The organism is Micromonospora sp. NPDC047644 (genome assembly GCF_040704315.1).
Lineage (GTDB): Bacteria > Actinomycetota > Actinomycetes > Mycobacteriales > Micromonosporaceae > Micromonospora.
In genome coordinates, this window is record NZ_JBEYSY010000006.1 from 306,584 (window position 1) to 322,255 (window position 15,672).

Below are 15,672 nucleotides of genomic sequence, written 5' to 3' on the forward strand. Positions count from 1 at the left end.
GAGGGCATCCGTGCCCCGGCGCACGGCGAGCCGATTCCGAGTCGGCAAGCTGCGGAAACACCGGCTCAGACGCTCTGTAGCGGGTACTCTGCCCCACCCGTGAAGCCGCGAAACCTGGCTGTCACAGCGGATGTTCACGCCGGTATATCGTGACGCCGAATAGCGCGGTAGTATGTGCCGCATGATAGCGGCGGCGGAGGGCGAGTCCATCGAGGACGGCGACCGGCAGACCCAACTCCTGCGGGGCGCACTGGACATGTGCCTGCTAGCGCTGCTGGCACGCGAGCCAGCGCACGGCTACGAGCTGGTTCGGCGGATGGAGACAGCCGGCTTCGGCGCCATCAGCTACGGCACCATCTATCCCCTGCTGACGCGCATGCGCAGACTCGGCCTTGTCGCTCACGAACAGCAGGTCAGCCCCACCGGACCGCCGCGAAAGGTCTACGCGCTGACCGCGCCCGGTCGGATCCACCTCGATGCCTGGCAGAAACAGTGGGATCGCTTCACCGACACCGTCGACGCCGTTCTCCGCCCGCTCGAGCCCAACCCCACGAGGAGTTGACCCATGGACACCATCGACAGCATTCTGGGCGAAGCCGACCAGGCGTGGCGGGGGTACGGGGTCGGCTCGGCCGACCGGGCGACACTCGCCGCCGACCTGCGCCTCGACCTGCGGGCCGCCGCTGCCGACGGGGGCGATCCCGCGCAGTTGATCGGCGGGGACGTGGCCGGCTTCGCCCGGCGGCTCGCCGACGAGGCTGGCGTCCAACGGGTGCGCGGCGACTACGGCCGCGTCCTCGGCACCGCGCTGATCGGCGCGGTGCTCGGTGTCGTGCTCGGCTACGGCCTCCTGATGGTGGCCTACCCGGCCTTCGTCCGCATGGTCGACATCCGCCGCTCGATCGACGTACCGGTCCAGCTCGCCGTCGCCGTCTACTACGGCATACCGGCCGCCGTGGTCGTCACAGGAGCGGTCATCGCGGTGCGGACCCGGTTAGGCGACCTGCCCATGATCCGGCGGACGGCTCAGTTGATGAGCGTCCTCATGCCGGTGGCGGGCCTCGTCATGACGCCGATCACTGTCGCCTTCGCCTGGGCCACGGACTACAGCACGGCACCGTCGGTGGTGGTTGCGGAGATCGCCATGGTCCTGGCCGCGCTCGCGGGCGCCGCGGCGCTGGCACGCCGCTTGTCACTGCGCGAGGCCCGGACCGCCGCCGTCAGCCCGCACCCTGACGCCGCCAGAGTCAAACCCGCTTGAGGGTACGAGCAGCGCCAGCTCGGCAGCGCAGGACCCCGCCGCCCCGACCTGGCCGCAGCCGCCGTGGCGGGCCTGACCCACGACGCCGCGGTGCTGACCAGTGAGGGCCCCGGATACTCCGACGGGGTGCCGCTGATCCACTTTCCGGGCTGAACGACCGCGGGCCGACCGTCAATCCCGGGCCCTCGCCCAGGAGAGGAAGCGCTCGGTCATCCGGGCCGGCGGGTGTTCCGGATGGAGTTGGGTGAGCTGGTTCGTCGCCTCGTACATCAGAGTGCCGAGATAGATCAGCAGCGCGGTCCGGTCGGCCCGGTACTCCGTGAGCAGGGCGAGCTTGGCCGGCTGGCAGGGCCATTCCCGGCCGCAGTTGCGGCACCGCCAGAGCGGGCGCATGGCGACGTGCGGGACGGGCGGCCGGACCACAACCATCACCGCCACCGCACCGATGGGCTCAGCACATCGTCCTCCTGAAGGTGGGTGAAGGGGCCGCTCCCGCAAGGGGGAGACGGGAGCGACCCCGGGTGCAGAGCCTGCCGCCGCCACTCCGGCCACCAGCGGACCCGCCACTGGTGACAGTCTGGTGATGAGGCGACTACCGTCGATACGTGCTCGCCCCATCCGTGCAGCTCAGCGGTCCAGGTGAGCACCCATGAGGGACACGCCGAGCCACACCGAGCGAAGGTTGGGGAATCGATGGGGACCGTGACCGACTACGGGCTGGAGGAGTTGCGCCTGCTCCGGGCGGAAACAGGGCTCAGTCAGGAAGATTTCGGCAGAGGCATCGGCTATTCGGGTTCACACGTCAGCTCGGTGGAGACCGGCGGGCGACCGTCCACGAAGGAGTACATGAGGGCGCTCGACACCCACCACCAGACCGGCGGGCGCTTCCTCCGCATGCTGGACGGGTTGGCCCAGCTCGACGCCGAGCCGGCCTGGCTTCGCGAGTGGATCGAGTTCGAGCGGGAGGCGACCACGCTGCGCTGGTTCGAGTTGGCGTACGTGCCGGGCCTGCTCCAGACCGAGCGGTACGCCCGCGCGACACTGGCCGGTGGCCGGTTCGACCCCGAGGACGTGGACCGGATCGTCGCCTCCCGGCTGGAGCGCCAGGCGATCCTGCAACGCCCGCGCCCGCCGCAGCTCATCGCCGTGCTGGACGAGGCGGTGCTGCGCCGGCCGGTGCTCGACCAGCCGGGCCTCATGGTCGAGCAGTGCGAGCACCTGGCCCAGTTGGCGGTGGCGGAGCATATCCAGGTGCACATCGTCCCGATGGATGCTGGGATGTACCTGGGGCTGGCCGGTCAGTTCATCATCGCCGAGATGCCGGACGGCGAGCGGGTGGCCCACGCCGACAACCAGCTCACCGCGCAGTTCGTCGATGCGCCAACCGACGTCGCTAAGCTGGCGAAGACGTGGGAGATCGTGCGGAACGAGGCGCTCCCCCGCCGGCAGTCAACCGAGCTGATCAAGGAAGTGGCGAAGTCATGGGCATGCTGACTCCACAGTGGCGAAAGTCGACCCGGTCCGGCGGCAACGGCGGCTCCTGCGTCGAGGTCGCCGACAACCTGCCGAGCGTGGTGCTGGTGCGCGACACCAAGGACCGCGACGGCGGCACCCTGCACGTCGACCCAACAGCCTGGAAAGCCTTCATCACGTACGCCAAACACCACTAACCCCCCTTCCCCACCCCGCCCCTGCCCGCCCCGGCCCCGGGGCCCGGCCAACCGCGTCGATCTTGCAGTTTCGGTCGTCGAAAAGCGTGGAATGCCGCCTAAGTCGCGACAGTAAGTGCAAGATCGCGGCCCAGCCCGGCCCAAGCCCGGCCCGGCGTCGGGCGCGGCTGAGACCGCAACGCGCGCGGGCACCTCTCGGGACCAGGCATGCTGGCACGATGATCGCGCGCTTCAAGGACCTCTGCCTGGACGCCAACGACCCGCTGGCGCTGGGCGCCTTCTGGGCCCGGATGCTCGACGGGGACGTGGCCGACGCCGGTGACGACGACACCCGGGTGGACCCCCGCTCGGCCCGCTCACCCGCAGAGTCGATCTGGGTGAACAAGGTTCCGGAGCCCCGGGTCGGCAGGACCCGCGTACACCTGGATCTGCGGTTGCCCGGTGCGGACCCGGCGGCGTTGCTGGCGGACGGTGCCCGGCTGGTCCGCGAGCCGAACGACGACGGCCGGTGGGTGCTGGCCGACCCGGACGGCAACGAGTTCTGTGCGCTCGCGGCCGACGCCGACAGTCGACCGGGCCCGTTTCAGCTGGTGGTGGACGCGCTCGACCCGGCCGCCCAGGCGACCTGGTGGGCCGGCGTGCTCGGCGGCACCGCCGAACACGGATCGACCGACGCGTTGGTGCTCGGGTCCGCCGGCCTGCCGTGGGACCACTGGATCTTCGACGGGGTGGATGAGCCCAAGACGGTCAAGAACCGTATGCACTGGGACGTCGAGCTGGCCGACCCGGAGCCGATGGCGCTGATCGCGGCGGGCGCGACGCTGCTGCGCGAGCCGCTCGACGAGGCGCACTGGTGGTGGGTGCTGGCCGACCCCGAGGGCAACGAGTTCTGCGCCTTCGCACCACGCCCCACCGGGTGAACGACCGACTACCGAGCGCGGGCGTCGTCGGCTAGCGTTTTCCTAGCGCCGTAGCTGGCGCGTTCGCCGCCGCCGTCGACACGCCTCCGGCCGACCCATGCCTGCCCGATCGGTTGGTAATCGCGGGAACGTCCCACCGCCGCTCCCCCGTTTCGGCAGGATCGTCCCAACGAGGAGGTGCCGTCGTGCAGGACACCCGCGCTCTCGCCCTGACGTTCGAGGTGAGCGGCCTGCCACCGGTCAAGACCGAAGCGTTGTCCATCTTCGCCGCCGGGCACCGGCAGGCGACGAGGGTCCGCACCCTGCTCCAGGCCGCCCTCGCGGCGGCCCAGCGCACCGGCTGGACACCGTTGCCCGGGCCGATCGAGGTGGACCTGGTGTTGCGCTGCCCGCCCGGGCACCGCACGTCCGACGCCAGCACCCTGCTCGGCGGCGTCTGCGCGGTGTTGCAGGACAAGAAGCGGGTGTCGAGCATCGGCCTCACCCACCTCGGTGTGCTGGTGGACGTCGCCGTCTACGACGACGACCGGCAGATCCGCCGGCTGTCGTACCGCGAGGAGCCGGCTGAGGAGTTCTCGTACCAGGTGCGGGTCGCCGCCGTACCGACAGGGGTTTGACCGACGTCCGCGGTGGGGTATCGCGGACGCCGACGAAGGGAGCACCGATGTCGGAGCCACATGTCACGCTCGACCCCCGCGGGCTCGATCCTGTGCAGCAGAAGCTGCGCGGCCCGCTGGAGGAGCAGCTGACCTCGGCGCTTCAGGCAGCCACCGAGCGGGTCCGCTCCGGCTACGCCGGCGAACCGGTCGAGCAGGTCTGCCAGCGGCTGTTGGAGGAGACCCGCTCCGGGTTGCATCCCGACATCGCGGCCGGCTTCAACCCGGACATGGACGAGTTCTGCCGGGTCGCGGTGGCGATCGTCCGACGCGAGGAAGGCTGAGCCGCAACGGCTCCCGCAGCGGCTCAGTATCGGCTGAGCTGGGCGTACGGGCTGAGCACGATCCTCGGTGACAGCGCCGGGTCCAGCCAGTTGAGCACGTCGACCAGGTGATCGTGGGCGAGGGAGACACAACCGGCGGTGGCGTTGCCGGCGCTGGTGCTGAACTGGTGCAGGAAGATCCCGCTGCCCGCGTTCGGCACCGGCTTCGGCACGTTCGGCGGCATGTTGTAGGTGATCACCGCGAAGTGCGTGTACGCGGGGACCTCCTGCCACAGTGCCTCGCTGGCCCCACCCGGGTTGGTCGCACTGTGCTGGAAGGTGTTGTAGAGCGCCGACGACGGGTTCTCGTTCCACCAGTCACCGCTGACCAGTCGGTGGTAGGGGAACCGCACGCCCGGGTCGGCGGCGATGCCGTACATGGTGGGGCCGATCGAGTAGACGCCGGTCGGCGTGGTCGGCACACCCTCCACGTGGTTGTCGCTGAAGCCCTTCGAGCCGATCCGGGCGGGCAACGACGCCGAGGCCGGCTGCCAGGTGCTCCGCACCCGCACGAACGCCTCCAGGGTGGCGTAGGTGGTGGTGTAGCTGCTGGCGCCGACGACGATCACCTGCTTCGTCTCCGCCGGCAACGTGGTCAGCGCGCTGGCCCGGTTCTGGGGCTGCCACATCGGCGGGGGTCGCCGCGGCGGTGCCGTGGCTGCGCCCGCCCGCAGCGGGCCGCTCGCCGCGAGTGCGGGCGCGGCCGGGGCGAGCGCGGCCGGGGCGACCAGACCCGCCGCCGCGCCGAGAAAGAGAGATCTGCGTTTCATGCCGCCATCCTGACAGTCGAACCGGCACGCGGTGTGCCCCGTTCGAACGATCCGCGGGCCGGGTCAGGACCGGGTCCGCAACTACCCGGCCCTGACCCTCGGCCGTCCGGCGGGAAAAGCGGACAGCTCCGGCACCCCGCAGCGCGGGCGTGGCACGACGCCACGCGCCAGAACGGGGTGAGCCAGCCACTTCGCACTCAGCTCCACGGTGCTCACCCGCCGAACGCCGACGCGCCCCGACACACCCCGAAGGGCCGGGAGCGCCGGGCCAGGTTAGGCGCGCCCCGACCGGCCGGACAAGCCGTGTCGGACGACCGGCGGCAGGACTGATCCCACGCTGAAAATCGGACAGATTCGCGTAACGCGACCATGATCGCCGACGCTGTTCGGCTTCGGGACGGTCAGAAGTGGCGCAGCAGGTCGCGGAACGCGGCGAGCCGCAACACCCCGCCGTCGGTCGGGTCCAGCTCGTCGTCCTCCAGCACCCAGGTGTTCTCGTTCGGGATGAACACCGCGTTCAACCCGGCGGCCCGCGCCGGCAGGATGTCGGACTTCGGGGAGTTGCCGATCATCCACGCGCCGTCCGGCGTGAAGCCGTGCTCCCGAGTCAGCCACCGGTACGTGTCGACGTTCTTCTCGGCGACGATGTGCGCCGCCCCGAAGTGGTGCAGCAGACCGCAGGCGTCCAGCTTGCGCTGCTGCTCCTCGCGATCGCCCTTGGTGAGCAGCAGCAACTCGTGCCGGCCGGCCAACTCGTCGAGCGCGTCGGCCACCCCGGGCATCAGCTCCACCTGGTGCTCGACCAGCGCCACCGCCAGCCGGTCGATCTCCTGACGTTCGAAGTCGGTGGCCGGCCGCTCGCGCAGCCGCTCCAGGCATTCCGCCAGGCTGCGCAGGAAGACCTTGCTGCCGTACCCGTGCGCCACCGCGTTGGCCCGCTCGATGTCGTCGAGGACGGCCCGCAGCGCGGCCCGGTCCAGGGTTGGATGGTCCAGCCAGCCCAGGAAGTCGTCGATCACCCGCTCGAAGACGACGTTGTTCTCCCACAACGTGTCGTCCGCATCGAAGATCAACACCTGCGCCTGCCGTCGCGCCGCCACGCCGACCGTCATGCCATGCCCTCCCCGTGCCATCGCCCGCCAGGCCGAGAGACAGGATAGGCCGGAGATCGATGTGGAATCTTCCGGATTCTCGTGGACCGTCGCGGCGCATTCGGCACCCGGGACGGCCACCCCGTGGTCACGGCCACCGCAGCAACCGCTGCGCGATCAGCGCCTCGCGGTCCTCCTGCCCCTCGGGTCGCAGCCGGCCGCCCCGGGTGAGCATCACCACGCCGTGCAGCAGGCTCCAACCCACCTCGGCGAGGGTGTCCGGGTCCCGCCCCTCGGCCAGTGGGGTCAGGGCCGCCCGCAGTTCGGCGAAGACCGCCCGCGGCGCGGCCGGCACCCCGTCCACGCCGAGGGCCAGGTCGGGGGTCAGCGCGAGCATCGCGTCATAGACCTCGGGATTCGTGTACGCGAAGTCGAGGTACGCGGACGCGACCGCCGGCCATACCCCCTCCGGGCTGCCGGTGGTCTCCGCGTGCGCCTCGGCGAGGTCGGCGGCCAGATCGGCGAAGGCGCACACCGCGACCGCGGCGATCAGCGCCTCCAGATCGGCGAAGTGCCGGTAGATGTCGCCCATGTCGATCTCGGTGCGTTCGGCGAGCCGCCGGGTGGTCACACCCGCCCAGCCCTCCGTCTCGGCCAACTCTCGCGCGACAGTGACGATGAGGTCACGCCGGTCCTGTTCAGTGGCCTTCTCGGCAGGTCCGGGCACGCCCACGAGCGTAAGCGCGCACACCTCCCGTAGCCCTCCGGTGACAGATTGGCGACTGTTGCGGTGGGGCAGCGCCTTCGCTCCACGTGCCACAGCCGCCCCTGACTCGTTAGGCGAGGAGATCACCGCGACGGGAGGGCACGTGATCGCTCGGCGACATCGGCGCGCGGCGAACCGATGAGGAACAGCCCCGACGGGTTGCTGCGCAGCGAGACCACCCGGCAACGGGCCACCTTCCTGGAGCTCTTCCTCGACCTGGTCTTCGTCTTCGCCCTGACCAGGATCTCCGCGCGGTTGATCACCGACTTCACCGACGGTCAACGCGGCGTGTACGCGGGCCTCGGCCAGGCTCTGCTGCTGTTCCTGGCGCTGTGGGCGGTCTGGTCGGTGACGGTGTGGTCGACCAGTTGGCTGGACCCGGACGCGCCGATCGTCCAGACCGTCATCATCATGACGCTCGGTGGTTCCATGACGATGGCCGTCGCCGTGCCGGACGGCTTCGGCGCACGGGCCTCCCTCTTCGCCATCACCCTGGTGACCCTCCAGATCGGCCGGGTGGTGTTCTTCCGCGTCGTCGGGCACGGTCGGCCGGACCCGCAACAGTCCATCCGGATCCTGTTCTGGTTCGGCGTGAGCGCACCGTTCTGGGTCGTCGGCGGGCTGGTCGGCGACGGCAGGGCTCGCGGGGCGCTCTGGACCCTCGCCGTCCTGATCGACTACACCGGACTGTTCCTCGGCTGGCCGACCCCCCGACTCGGCGCACGACGGCTCGGCGTCCAGACGATCGCGGCCGAGCACCTGGCCGAGCGGTACCAGCAGTTCCTCCTCATCGCTCTCGGCGAGGCGATCTTCGTCATCGGCCTCGCCTTCAGCGGCAGCGAGTTCCACACCGACCAGACGGGTGGCTTCGTCCTGGCGCTGGCGAGCACCGTCCTGCTCTGGCGGATCTACTTCCACGAGGCCGGGGGGATGCTGGGCACTGCGGTCGACCGTTCCCGTAACCCGGCCCGGCTCGCGACCGACATGGCGTTCGCCCACCTGACCATGATCGCGGGGATCGTGCTCACCGGCGTCGGCTTCGAACTGTTCATCACCGAGCCGCGCGGTCACCTCCCGCCGACCTGGCTCATCGCCATCCTCGGGGGCCCCGCGCTCTTCCTCGCCGGGCGATCGACGCTCGAATACCAGGTATTCGGCCGGGTCTCCCGAAGCCGGATCGCCGGCCTGCTGACCCTCGGCCTCCTGAGCCCGGCGGCACCGCACCTCCGGCCGGTCACCGCCGGCGCGGTTGCCGCCGTGGTGCTGCTCGGCATCGTCGCAGCGGACACACGACGTTCCCGTCGACAACCACCGGAGACACCCACTCCCCCGTACTAGGTGCTCTCATCGGCGCAGGGTGGTCGCCCGCCGCATGTGCGACAGCTTCTCCGGGTTGCGCACGGCGTAGACCCCGCTGATCAGACCGTCGTCGATCCGCAGCGCGAGGACCGTGTCGACCGCGCCGTCGAGCCGCAGAATCAGCGCCGGGTGACCGTTGACCTGGGTGGGGTGCAACGACATGGTCGCGGTCCTGGCGTGTGTGCTGCACAGCAGACGGGCCACCTTGTCGGCCCCGGCGACAGGCCGCAGCACGGCCTGCTTGATCCCGCCGCCGTCGCCGAGGAGCACCACATCCGGTGCGAGGACGTCGAGCAGGCCCTGCACGTCGCCGGTCTCGACGGCTCGCCGGAACGCGTCCAACGCCCGCCGCGTGTCCGCCGCCGAGACCATCCCCCGGGGTCGGCGCGCGGCCACGTGCGCCCGCGCCCGATGCGCGATCTGGCGGACCGCCGCTGGACTCTTGTCGACCGCCTCGGCGATCTCGTCGTACCCGAGGTCGAAGACCTCCCGGAGGACGAACACCGCCCGTTCGGTCGGCGCGAGTGTCTCCAGCACCAGCAGCATGGCCATCGAGACGCTCTCGGCGAGTTCGACGTCGTCGGCGACGTCGGGTGCGGTCAGCAGCGGTTCCGGCAACCAGGAGCCGACATAGGACTCTCTGCGCCGACCGACCGCCCGCAGCCGGTTGAGCGACAGTCGGGTGGTGATCCGGACCAGGTAGGCGCGCTGGTCGCGCACCGCCGCCAGATCCGCGTCCGCCCACCGCAGCCAGGTCTCCTGGAGTACGTCCTCCGCGTCCGCGGCCGAGCCGAGCATCTCGTACGCGACGGTGAAGAGCAGGTTCCGGTGCGTGACGAACGCGTCGACGGCCCGGTCCCCCCGGCCGTCCGCGCTCGTGGTTGCGCCTCCCGCGTCCATGCGCCCTCCAGTCTGACCGAACTCGACCGCGTCGCCCACCAGACACCGGCCCCGCGACTTCTGTGACACCGGGCGTCCGTGCTCCTCGTCACGTGCCGAACTGTCACAGCGCACCGGCCGGCGGTGTCTCCTGTGCGACTACGGAGGGACACTCATGAACCTGGCACTGTGGATCGCGGCCGGACTGTTGGCCGCAGTCGCCCTGGCCGGCGGCATCACCAAGACGTTCGTACCCAAGCAGAAGTTGGCCGCACACGACGGTGGCGGATGGACCGGCGACGCCAGCGTGGGCTTCGTCAAGACCCTCGGGGTCCTCGAACTCCTGGCCGCGATCGGCCTGATCCTGCCCGGCGTGCTCGACATCGCACCGGTGCTGGTGCCGGTGACCGCCATCTGCTGGATCCTGCTGATGATCGGCGCGATGATCACCCACCTGCGCTACGGCGAGGCGAGGTTCATCGTGCTGAATCTGATCTACCTCGCGATCGCCGCCTTCGTGGCCTGGGGCCGCCTCGGACCCGAGCCGTTCAGCGGCTGACCTGAGCCCGCTCCTGCCCCGGCTGGCCGACGGTGCCCCGCCGGCCTCGCACGATGAGGTCGCGGAGCGCACCGGGCGCGGACCTGTCGGGGCAGGGCGGCGCTCAGGAGTGCGCGGCGGCGGAGAAGCCGTCGGTGACCGCGCCGATCACCCGCTGGATCCGGTGCGCCGCCGTCGGGTCGGTGGGGTCGGTCGACGCGACGTGGTGCAGCACGCCGACCACCGCCAGGGCCAGTGCCTCGGTGTCCGCGTCGGCCGGCACGCGCCCGCGGGTCTGCTCGGCGGCCAGGTAGTCGGCGACCGCGCGTTCGACCCCCCGCAGCCCGGACATCCCGCTGCCCAGGACCGCCTCGACGTTCGCCGTCAACTCCGGCCGGAACGCGGTGAGCCGGGTCAACGCCGTCAGCGTGCCCAGCGGTGTCGCCAGGACGGCCTGGCGCAGGTTCTCGGCGACCGTGCCGGACCCGGCGCGCTCCGGTAGGCCGGCCACCTCGCCGGTGATGTGGAAGACGCGGTCGACCGCGAACCCGGTCAGGAAGTCGTCGAAGTTCGCGAAGTGCGCGTAGAGCAGGCCGGTCGCGACGCCGGCCTCCCGCGTGACGGCCCGGCCGGTGAGCCGGCTCGGCCCCTCTTCCACGATCAACCGCTCGACGGCGGCGAAGAGCTGCTGTCTGAGCGCTGGGATGGCGACACCGCGCGGCATGGCTGAAGTCTAGGCGGTTGCGCCGCCGCCGGTTGCGTCGGTATGAACAGTCGCTCATACTGGTTTGAGCAGATGCTCATTCTAGTGGTGAGGTGCGCGATGCGACGTGCGGTGATCGTGGGTGCGGGGATAGCCGGGCTGGCCACCGCCCTCCGACTCCACCAGGACGGATGGCAGGTCCTCGTGGCCGAACGGGCCCCGGCCCGACGCAGCAGCGGCTACCTGGTGAACCTGATCGGGCCGGGCTACGACGCCGCCGAACGCCTCGGCCTGCTCCCCGCCCTGTCCGCCGCCGACCTGGGCCCGTTCACCACCGTGCTGGTCCACGCCGACGGTCGGCCCAAGTTCACCGTGCCGTCCGCCATCGCCGAGGCCGCACTCGGCAAGCGGGCCCTCTCGGTGTTCCGCGGCGACCTGGAAGCCAGCCTCTTCGAAGCGGTGCGGGACCGGGTCGACATCCGCTTCGGCACCATAGTCACGTCCGTCGACCAGGACACCGACCATGTGCGCGTGCGGTTGAGCGACGGCACCGGCGAGCGGGCCGAGCTGCTGGTGGGTGCCGACGGAGTGCACTCCACCACCCGTACCGCCCTGTTCGGCCCCGACTTCCGGGTGGACCTCCCGTACCTCGTGGCCGCCTTCGGGCTGCCCCACCCGATGCCGGGCGTGCCCGAGTCGTCCGCCACCACCCACATCGGTCCCGGGCGCACCGCGGCGATGATCAACCTGGGCCCGGAGCGGTCGTCGGCGTTCTTCACCTATCGCAGCGCGGAGCCCGCCGCCGACCTGAGGCGCGGGCCGGTCGACGCGCTGCGGGCCGCGTTCGGAGATCTGGCCGGTGGCGTGCCCGACGCCATCGACCATCTTGCCCACGACCCGTCCAGTGCCTACTTCGACGCCGTCAGCCAGGTGGTCATGCCACGCTGGAGCACCGGCCGCGTCGTCCTGCTCGGAGACGCGGCCTGGTGCGTGACGCTCTTCGCCGGACACGGCGCGGCCCTCGCCCTCGCCGGCGCCGACCACCTCGGCACCGCCCTGCGACGGCACGCCGACGACCTCCCGGCGGCACTCGTCGAGTGGGAGGCCGGACTCCGCCCCGAGGTCGGCAAACGACAGGCGCTCGCCCGCCGGGGAATGGCCCAGTACGCGCCACCCAGCCGATTCCACGTCTGGATGAGCGACCTGACCATCCGGGCGGTCACCCTGCCCGGCATCAGCGGCCTCGTCCGGCGGGGCATCGAACGGGCGAACCGCTGAGCGGCGCCCCGCGTCACGTCCGCAACAACGGCGGCCTCCTCGACCTGGCGACGATGCTCGCGCGGCACCTGCCGAGCCCTGGCCGATCGGGTGCCGGCCCGGAGTGGGCGACGACAAGGTTCGGGAAGCCGCGAAGACCGAGCCGGCGTCCCGCGAGGCCGCCGCCCTTCAGGATCAGGTGCCGGTGATCAGCGACGACAAGCCCCCAGCGTCCTCGGCTGGCGGGCCCGCCTGGTGGCAACCACCGACACCGCCGACAACCTCATCAAGCTCGGCGTGATCACCATCTGACGCAGCCCACGCCCAGCGGTCGCCATACCCGCAAGATCGTGCTCGATCCATGTTGTAGTGGCCTCCCGTCGAGAGCGACACCACTACAACATGGATCGAGCACGATCTCGCCGAGGCGAGGCCGGGGCCGGGCGGCGAGGCCGGGGCCGGGCGGCGAGGCCGGGGCCGGGCGGCGAGGCCGGGGCCGGGCGGCGAGGCCGGGGCCGGGCGGCGAGGCCGGGGCCGCGAGGCCGGGGCCGGGAGGCCGGGGCCGGGAGGCCGGGCGGCGGGAGGCCGGGCGGCGGGGGTCCGTCGTGCCCGCAAGATCCGCACACTTTCCCTGATGTTGCTGCCTTGGACCGCCCCCGAGACAGCAACATCAGGGAAGTTGCGCCGATCTTGCGGGCAGCGCGGGCAGGACGGGCAGCGCGGGCAGGACCGGGCGGGGGCGGCGGGGCGGGGCCAGGGGGTCAGCGGCGGAGGGTGAGGATCAGGTCGGCCACCAGGGCGGTCCAGCCGGTCTGGTGCCACGCGCCCAGGCCAGCCCCGTTGTCGCCGTGGAAGTACTCGGGGAAGGCGATCAGGTTGCGCCAGTCCGGGTGGGTCTGGAACATCTGAGCGGCACCGTAGATCGGCCGTCGACCCCAGTCGTCCTGAGTGAAGAGCGAGATCAGCCGGGCGGAGAGGTCGTCGGCGATCTCGTCCAGGGTGTGCTTGACCCCGGAGCGGGTCGGATACTCCACCTGGAGGTCGTCGCCGAAGAACGCCGCGTAGTCGCGCAACGCGCTGATCAGCAGGAAGTTCGTCGGCATCCAGATCGGACCGCGCCAGTTCGAGTTGCCACCGAACAGTCCGCTGGTCGACTCGGCCGGCTCGTAGCCGACCGAGAACTCCTGCCCGCCGAGGCTCACCGAGAACGGCTTGTCCAGGTGCGCGCGCGACAGCGTACGGAGGCCGAAGTCGGAGAGGAACTCGTCCGGGTCGAGCATCCGGGCGAGCAGGCGGACCACCTGCTCCGGGCCGACCATGGACAGCAGTCGCTGCTGCCGGCCGTCGGGGCCCAGCCGGCGGGTGCCGATCACCTGCGCGTACTCCGGGCGGTTGGTGAGGAACCAGCGCAGCCGGGCGCCCAGTTCCGGTAGGTGGTGCAGGGTCCGGGCGGTGAGCCGGGTGGTGGCGGCCAGCGGCAGGAGCCCGACGACGGAGCGGACCTTCAGCGGCACCTTCGTGCCGTCGGCGAGGCGCAGCACGTCGTAGAAGAAGGCGTCCTCGTCGTCCCACAACCCCTGCTCGTACGCGGCGGCGGCGATGTAGGCGAAGTGCTCGAAGAACTTGGTGGCGGTGTCCACCCAGGTCCGGTCGTGTTCGGCGAGCACGATCGCGATGTCCAGCAGGTTGAGCGCGTACATGCCCATCCAGCCGGTGCCGTCGGACTGCTCCAGCACGCCGGCGACCGGCAGCGCCGCCGAGCGGTCGAACGGCCCGACGTTGTCCAGCCCGAGGAAGCCGCCCTCGAAGACGTTGTTGCCGCCGGTGTCCTTGCGGTTGACCCACCAGGTGAAGTTGAGCAGCAGCTTGTGCATCACCCGGGCCAGGAACTCGTAGTCCCGGCCGCCGTCGATCTCGAACACCTTGAGCGCCGCCCACGCGTGCACCGGCGGGTTCACGTCACCGAACGCCCACTCGTACGCCGGGATCTGCCCGTTGGGGTGCAGGTACCACTCGCGCAGCAGGAGCAGGATCTGCTCCTTGGCGAAGCCCGGGTCGACCCGGGCGATGCTGACGCAGTGGAAGGCCAGGTCCCAGGCCGCGTACCAGGGGTACTCCCACGGGTCCGGCATGGAGATGACGTCGAAGCTGGTCATGTGCCACCAGGCGCTGTTGCGTCCGTGCCGGCGCCCGGCCGGCGGGGTCGAGCCCGGGTCGCCGTCGAGCCAGCGTTTGACGTCGAAGTGGTAGAACTGCTTGCCCCACATCAGCCCGGCTATTGCCGTCCGGGCGACCAGCGCCTCGTCGGGGGTGGCGGCCGGCGGGATCACGCCGGCGAAGAACCGGTTCGCCTCGGCCCGCCGCGCCCACACCACGGCCTCGAAGCCGTCGCTGAGGTCGGCCGGGGGTGGCGGGGCGGCGGCCGGCGGCGACGCGGTGCGGGTCAGTCGCAGCCGGATCTGACGCTGCCCGCCGGCCGGCACGTCGAGCACGTAGTGCAGCGCGCCCTTGGTGCCCTCCCGCGCCGGGTTGACCGTGGCCGCGCCGTTGACGACGTGGTCGTTGATGCCGTCCTTCGGGTACGGGGAGCGGCCGGGCAGGCCCCAGAGCCGTTCGGCGTTGGTGTCGTTGTCGCAGAGCAGCGGCACCGGGCCGCCGTCGCCCTCCAACAGCAGTTGGCCGAACACCCGGTGCTCGCCGACGAGGCGGGTGCCCTGGCCGGTCAGCCGGGGGATCCGGTCGCCGCCGGGCAGACCCCAGGACCAGGTGTTACGGAACCACAGGGTGGGCAGGACGTGCAGGGTGGCCGCCCGGTCGCCCCGGTTGGCCACGGTCACCACCATGCAGAGGTCGGTCGGGGACGCCTTGGCGTAGTCGACCGTCACCGCCCAGTACCTGTCGTCGTCGAAGATCCCCGTGTCGACCAGCTCGTACTCGGTGTCGTCACGGCCGCGCAACGCGTTGACCGCGACGAGTTCGTCGTACGGGAAGGCGGCCTGCGGGTAGTGGTAGCGCCAGCGCATCCACGAGTGGGTGGGCGTGGAGTCCTCGTACCACCAGTACTCCTTGGCGTCCTCGCCGTGGTTGCCGCTGTCGCCGCCGAGGCCGAACATCCGCTCCTTGAGGATCGGGTCCTTGCCGTTCCAGAGGGCGAGGGCGAACGCGAAGGTCTGTCGTTCGTCGCAGACGCCGGCCATCCCGTCTTCACTCCACCGGTAGGCTCTGGACCGCGCGTGGTCATGCGGGAAGTAGTCCCAGGCCGTACCGTGCTCGCTGTAGTCCTCCCGTACCGTCCCCCACGCCCGCTCGGACAGATAGGGACCCCATGCACGCCAGTCCTGCTCCCCCGAGTCGGCCTGGGCGAGCCGGAGCCGCTCAGCGTCGGGTGGCGAGGCGTCGGAGGACGATCGGTCAGTGATCACGTGCACATCTTTGACGTCGCCGCGGGACTTGACCACAGCGGCCATTCTCGTCGTGGC

General features: G+C 71.1%; 17 protein-coding genes. 10 read left to right on the forward strand and 7 right to left on the reverse strand.

The features are described from left to right. Positions 1 to 181 precede the first annotated feature (181 nt). Positions 182 to 562 carry a PadR family transcriptional regulator gene (locus AB0877_RS12520; RefSeq protein WP_366608670.1) on the forward strand — a complete coding sequence of 127 codons (381 nt, stop codon included), beginning with the start codon at positions 182 to 184 and terminating at the stop codon, positions 560 to 562. Between the two features lie 3 nt (positions 563 to 565). Beyond that, a complete protein-coding gene (locus tag AB0877_RS12525; protein WP_366608671.1) occupies positions 566 to 1,261 on the forward strand; it encodes a hypothetical protein in 696 nt (231 codons plus the stop codon). A 171-nt stretch (positions 1,262 to 1,432) separates the two neighbouring features. Here the strand turns inward: AB0877_RS12525 and AB0877_RS12530 are convergent, their stop codons facing one another. Beyond that, positions 1,433 to 1,690, reverse strand: a complete 258-nt coding sequence (locus AB0877_RS12530) for a flavin reductase (RefSeq protein ID WP_366608672.1) — start codon at positions 1,688 to 1,690, stop codon at positions 1,433 to 1,435. 264 nt (positions 1,691 to 1,954) lie between these two features. On the opposite strand from AB0877_RS12530, the gene AB0877_RS12535 reads away from it, so the two are divergent. From AB0877_RS12535 to AB0877_RS12555, 5 genes are all read left to right on the forward strand, one after another. After that, positions 1,955 to 2,755, forward strand: coding sequence for a helix-turn-helix transcriptional regulator (locus AB0877_RS12535; protein WP_366608673.1), 801 nt, complete (start codon positions 1,955 to 1,957; stop codon positions 2,753 to 2,755). Next, a complete protein-coding gene (locus AB0877_RS12540; RefSeq protein WP_366608733.1) occupies positions 2,749 to 2,931 on the forward strand; it encodes a DUF397 domain-containing protein in 183 nt (60 codons plus the stop codon). The genes AB0877_RS12535 and AB0877_RS12540 overlap by 7 nt, the downstream gene beginning before the upstream one ends. A gap of 218 nt (positions 2,932 to 3,149) precedes the next feature. Continuing rightward, complete coding sequence (locus AB0877_RS12545; RefSeq protein WP_366608674.1) at positions 3,150 to 3,851, forward strand: VOC family protein; 702 nt, start codon at positions 3,150 to 3,152, stop codon at positions 3,849 to 3,851. Positions 3,852 to 4,036: 185 nt separating this feature from the next. After that, positions 4,037 to 4,468, forward strand: coding sequence for a hypothetical protein (locus AB0877_RS12550; protein WP_366608675.1), 432 nt, complete (start codon positions 4,037 to 4,039; stop codon positions 4,466 to 4,468). 47 nt (positions 4,469 to 4,515) lie between these two features. Continuing rightward, positions 4,516 to 4,791, forward strand: coding sequence for a hypothetical protein (locus tag AB0877_RS12555; RefSeq protein WP_357230032.1), 276 nt, complete (start codon positions 4,516 to 4,518; stop codon positions 4,789 to 4,791). Between the two features lie 23 nt (positions 4,792 to 4,814). On the opposite strand, the gene AB0877_RS12560 is transcribed toward AB0877_RS12555, so the two are convergent. The 3 genes from AB0877_RS12560 to AB0877_RS12570 all read right to left on the reverse strand — a co-directional run bounded on the left by AB0877_RS12560 (position 4,815) and on the right by AB0877_RS12570 (position 7,418). Further along, on the reverse strand, positions 4,815 to 5,600 hold the full coding sequence (locus tag AB0877_RS12560) for a L,D-transpeptidase family protein (RefSeq protein WP_366608676.1): 786 nt from the start codon (positions 5,598 to 5,600) through the stop codon (positions 4,815 to 4,817). Between the two features lie 401 nt (positions 5,601 to 6,001). Further along, complete coding sequence (locus AB0877_RS12565; protein WP_366608677.1) at positions 6,002 to 6,712, reverse strand: HAD family hydrolase; 711 nt, start codon at positions 6,710 to 6,712, stop codon at positions 6,002 to 6,004. A gap of 127 nt (positions 6,713 to 6,839) precedes the next feature. Continuing rightward, positions 6,840 to 7,418, reverse strand: coding sequence for a TetR/AcrR family transcriptional regulator (locus AB0877_RS12570; protein WP_366608678.1), 579 nt, complete (start codon positions 7,416 to 7,418; stop codon positions 6,840 to 6,842). A gap of 177 nt (positions 7,419 to 7,595) precedes the next feature. On the opposite strand from AB0877_RS12570, the gene AB0877_RS12575 reads away from it, so the two are divergent. Then, positions 7,596 to 8,795, forward strand: coding sequence for a low temperature requirement protein A (locus AB0877_RS12575; RefSeq protein WP_366608679.1), 1,200 nt, complete (start codon positions 7,596 to 7,598; stop codon positions 8,793 to 8,795). A 6-nt stretch (positions 8,796 to 8,801) separates the two neighbouring features. On the opposite strand, the gene AB0877_RS12580 is transcribed toward AB0877_RS12575, so the two are convergent. Continuing rightward, a complete protein-coding gene (locus tag AB0877_RS12580; RefSeq protein ID WP_366608680.1) occupies positions 8,802 to 9,716 on the reverse strand; it encodes an RNA polymerase sigma-70 factor in 915 nt (304 codons plus the stop codon). A 154-nt stretch (positions 9,717 to 9,870) separates the two neighbouring features. Between AB0877_RS12580 and AB0877_RS12585 the strand changes: the two genes are divergently transcribed. Beyond that, positions 9,871 to 10,254: a DoxX family protein gene (locus AB0877_RS12585; protein ID WP_366608681.1), complete on the forward strand. Its 384-nt coding sequence runs from the start codon at positions 9,871 to 9,873 to the stop codon at positions 10,252 to 10,254. A 103-nt stretch (positions 10,255 to 10,357) separates the two neighbouring features. Here AB0877_RS12585 and AB0877_RS12590 read toward each other — a convergent pair whose 3' ends face one another. Next, entirely contained in the window at positions 10,358 to 10,957 is a 600-nt protein-coding gene (locus AB0877_RS12590; protein ID WP_366608682.1) for a TetR/AcrR family transcriptional regulator, read from the reverse strand. A 99-nt stretch (positions 10,958 to 11,056) separates the two neighbouring features. On the opposite strand from AB0877_RS12590, the gene AB0877_RS12595 reads away from it, so the two are divergent. Next, on the forward strand, positions 11,057 to 12,214 hold the full coding sequence (locus AB0877_RS12595) for an FAD-dependent oxidoreductase (RefSeq protein WP_366608683.1): 1,158 nt from the start codon (positions 11,057 to 11,059) through the stop codon (positions 12,212 to 12,214). A gap of 740 nt (positions 12,215 to 12,954) precedes the next feature. Here the strand turns inward: AB0877_RS12595 and AB0877_RS12600 are convergent. Further along, complete coding sequence (locus AB0877_RS12600) at positions 12,955 to 15,660, reverse strand: glucosidase (RefSeq protein WP_366608684.1); 2,706 nt, start codon at positions 15,658 to 15,660, stop codon at positions 12,955 to 12,957. Positions 15,661 to 15,672: the final 12 nt, after the last annotated feature.

Coding starts and splice junctions, on each gene's coding strand:
- AB0877_RS12545 (WP_366608674.1), top strand. CDS start 3,150: ATGATCGCGCGCTTCAAGGACCTCTGCCTGGACGCCAACGACCCGCTG.
- AB0877_RS12535 (WP_366608673.1), top strand. CDS start 1,955: ATGGGGACCGTGACCGACTACGGGCTGGAGGAGTTGCGCCTGCTCCGG.
- AB0877_RS12530 (WP_366608672.1), bottom strand. CDS start 1,690: ATGGTTGTGGTCCGGCCGCCCGTCCCGCACGTCGCCATGCGCCCGCTC.
- AB0877_RS12595 (WP_366608683.1), top strand. CDS start 11,057: ATGCGACGTGCGGTGATCGTGGGTGCGGGGATAGCCGGGCTGGCCACC.
- AB0877_RS12560 (WP_366608676.1), bottom strand. CDS start 5,600: ATGAAACGCAGATCTCTCTTTCTCGGCGCGGCGGCGGGTCTGGTCGCC.
- AB0877_RS12580 (WP_366608680.1), bottom strand. CDS start 9,716: ATGGACGCGGGAGGCGCAACCACGAGCGCGGACGGCCGGGGGGACCGG.
- AB0877_RS12520 (WP_366608670.1), top strand. CDS start 182: ATGATAGCGGCGGCGGAGGGCGAGTCCATCGAGGACGGCGACCGGCAG.
- AB0877_RS12540 (WP_366608733.1), top strand. CDS start 2,749: ATGCTGACTCCACAGTGGCGAAAGTCGACCCGGTCCGGCGGCAACGGC.
- AB0877_RS12555 (WP_357230032.1), top strand. CDS start 4,516: ATGTCGGAGCCACATGTCACGCTCGACCCCCGCGGGCTCGATCCTGTG.
- AB0877_RS12600 (WP_366608684.1), bottom strand. CDS start 15,660: ATGGCCGCTGTGGTCAAGTCCCGCGGCGACGTCAAAGATGTGCACGTG.
- AB0877_RS12585 (WP_366608681.1), top strand. CDS start 9,871: ATGAACCTGGCACTGTGGATCGCGGCCGGACTGTTGGCCGCAGTCGCC.
- AB0877_RS12565 (WP_366608677.1), bottom strand. CDS start 6,712: ATGACGGTCGGCGTGGCGGCGCGACGGCAGGCGCAGGTGTTGATCTTC.
- AB0877_RS12575 (WP_366608679.1), top strand. CDS start 7,596: ATGAGGAACAGCCCCGACGGGTTGCTGCGCAGCGAGACCACCCGGCAA.
- AB0877_RS12525 (WP_366608671.1), top strand. CDS start 566: ATGGACACCATCGACAGCATTCTGGGCGAAGCCGACCAGGCGTGGCGG.
- AB0877_RS12590 (WP_366608682.1), bottom strand. CDS start 10,957: ATGCCGCGCGGTGTCGCCATCCCAGCGCTCAGACAGCAGCTCTTCGCC.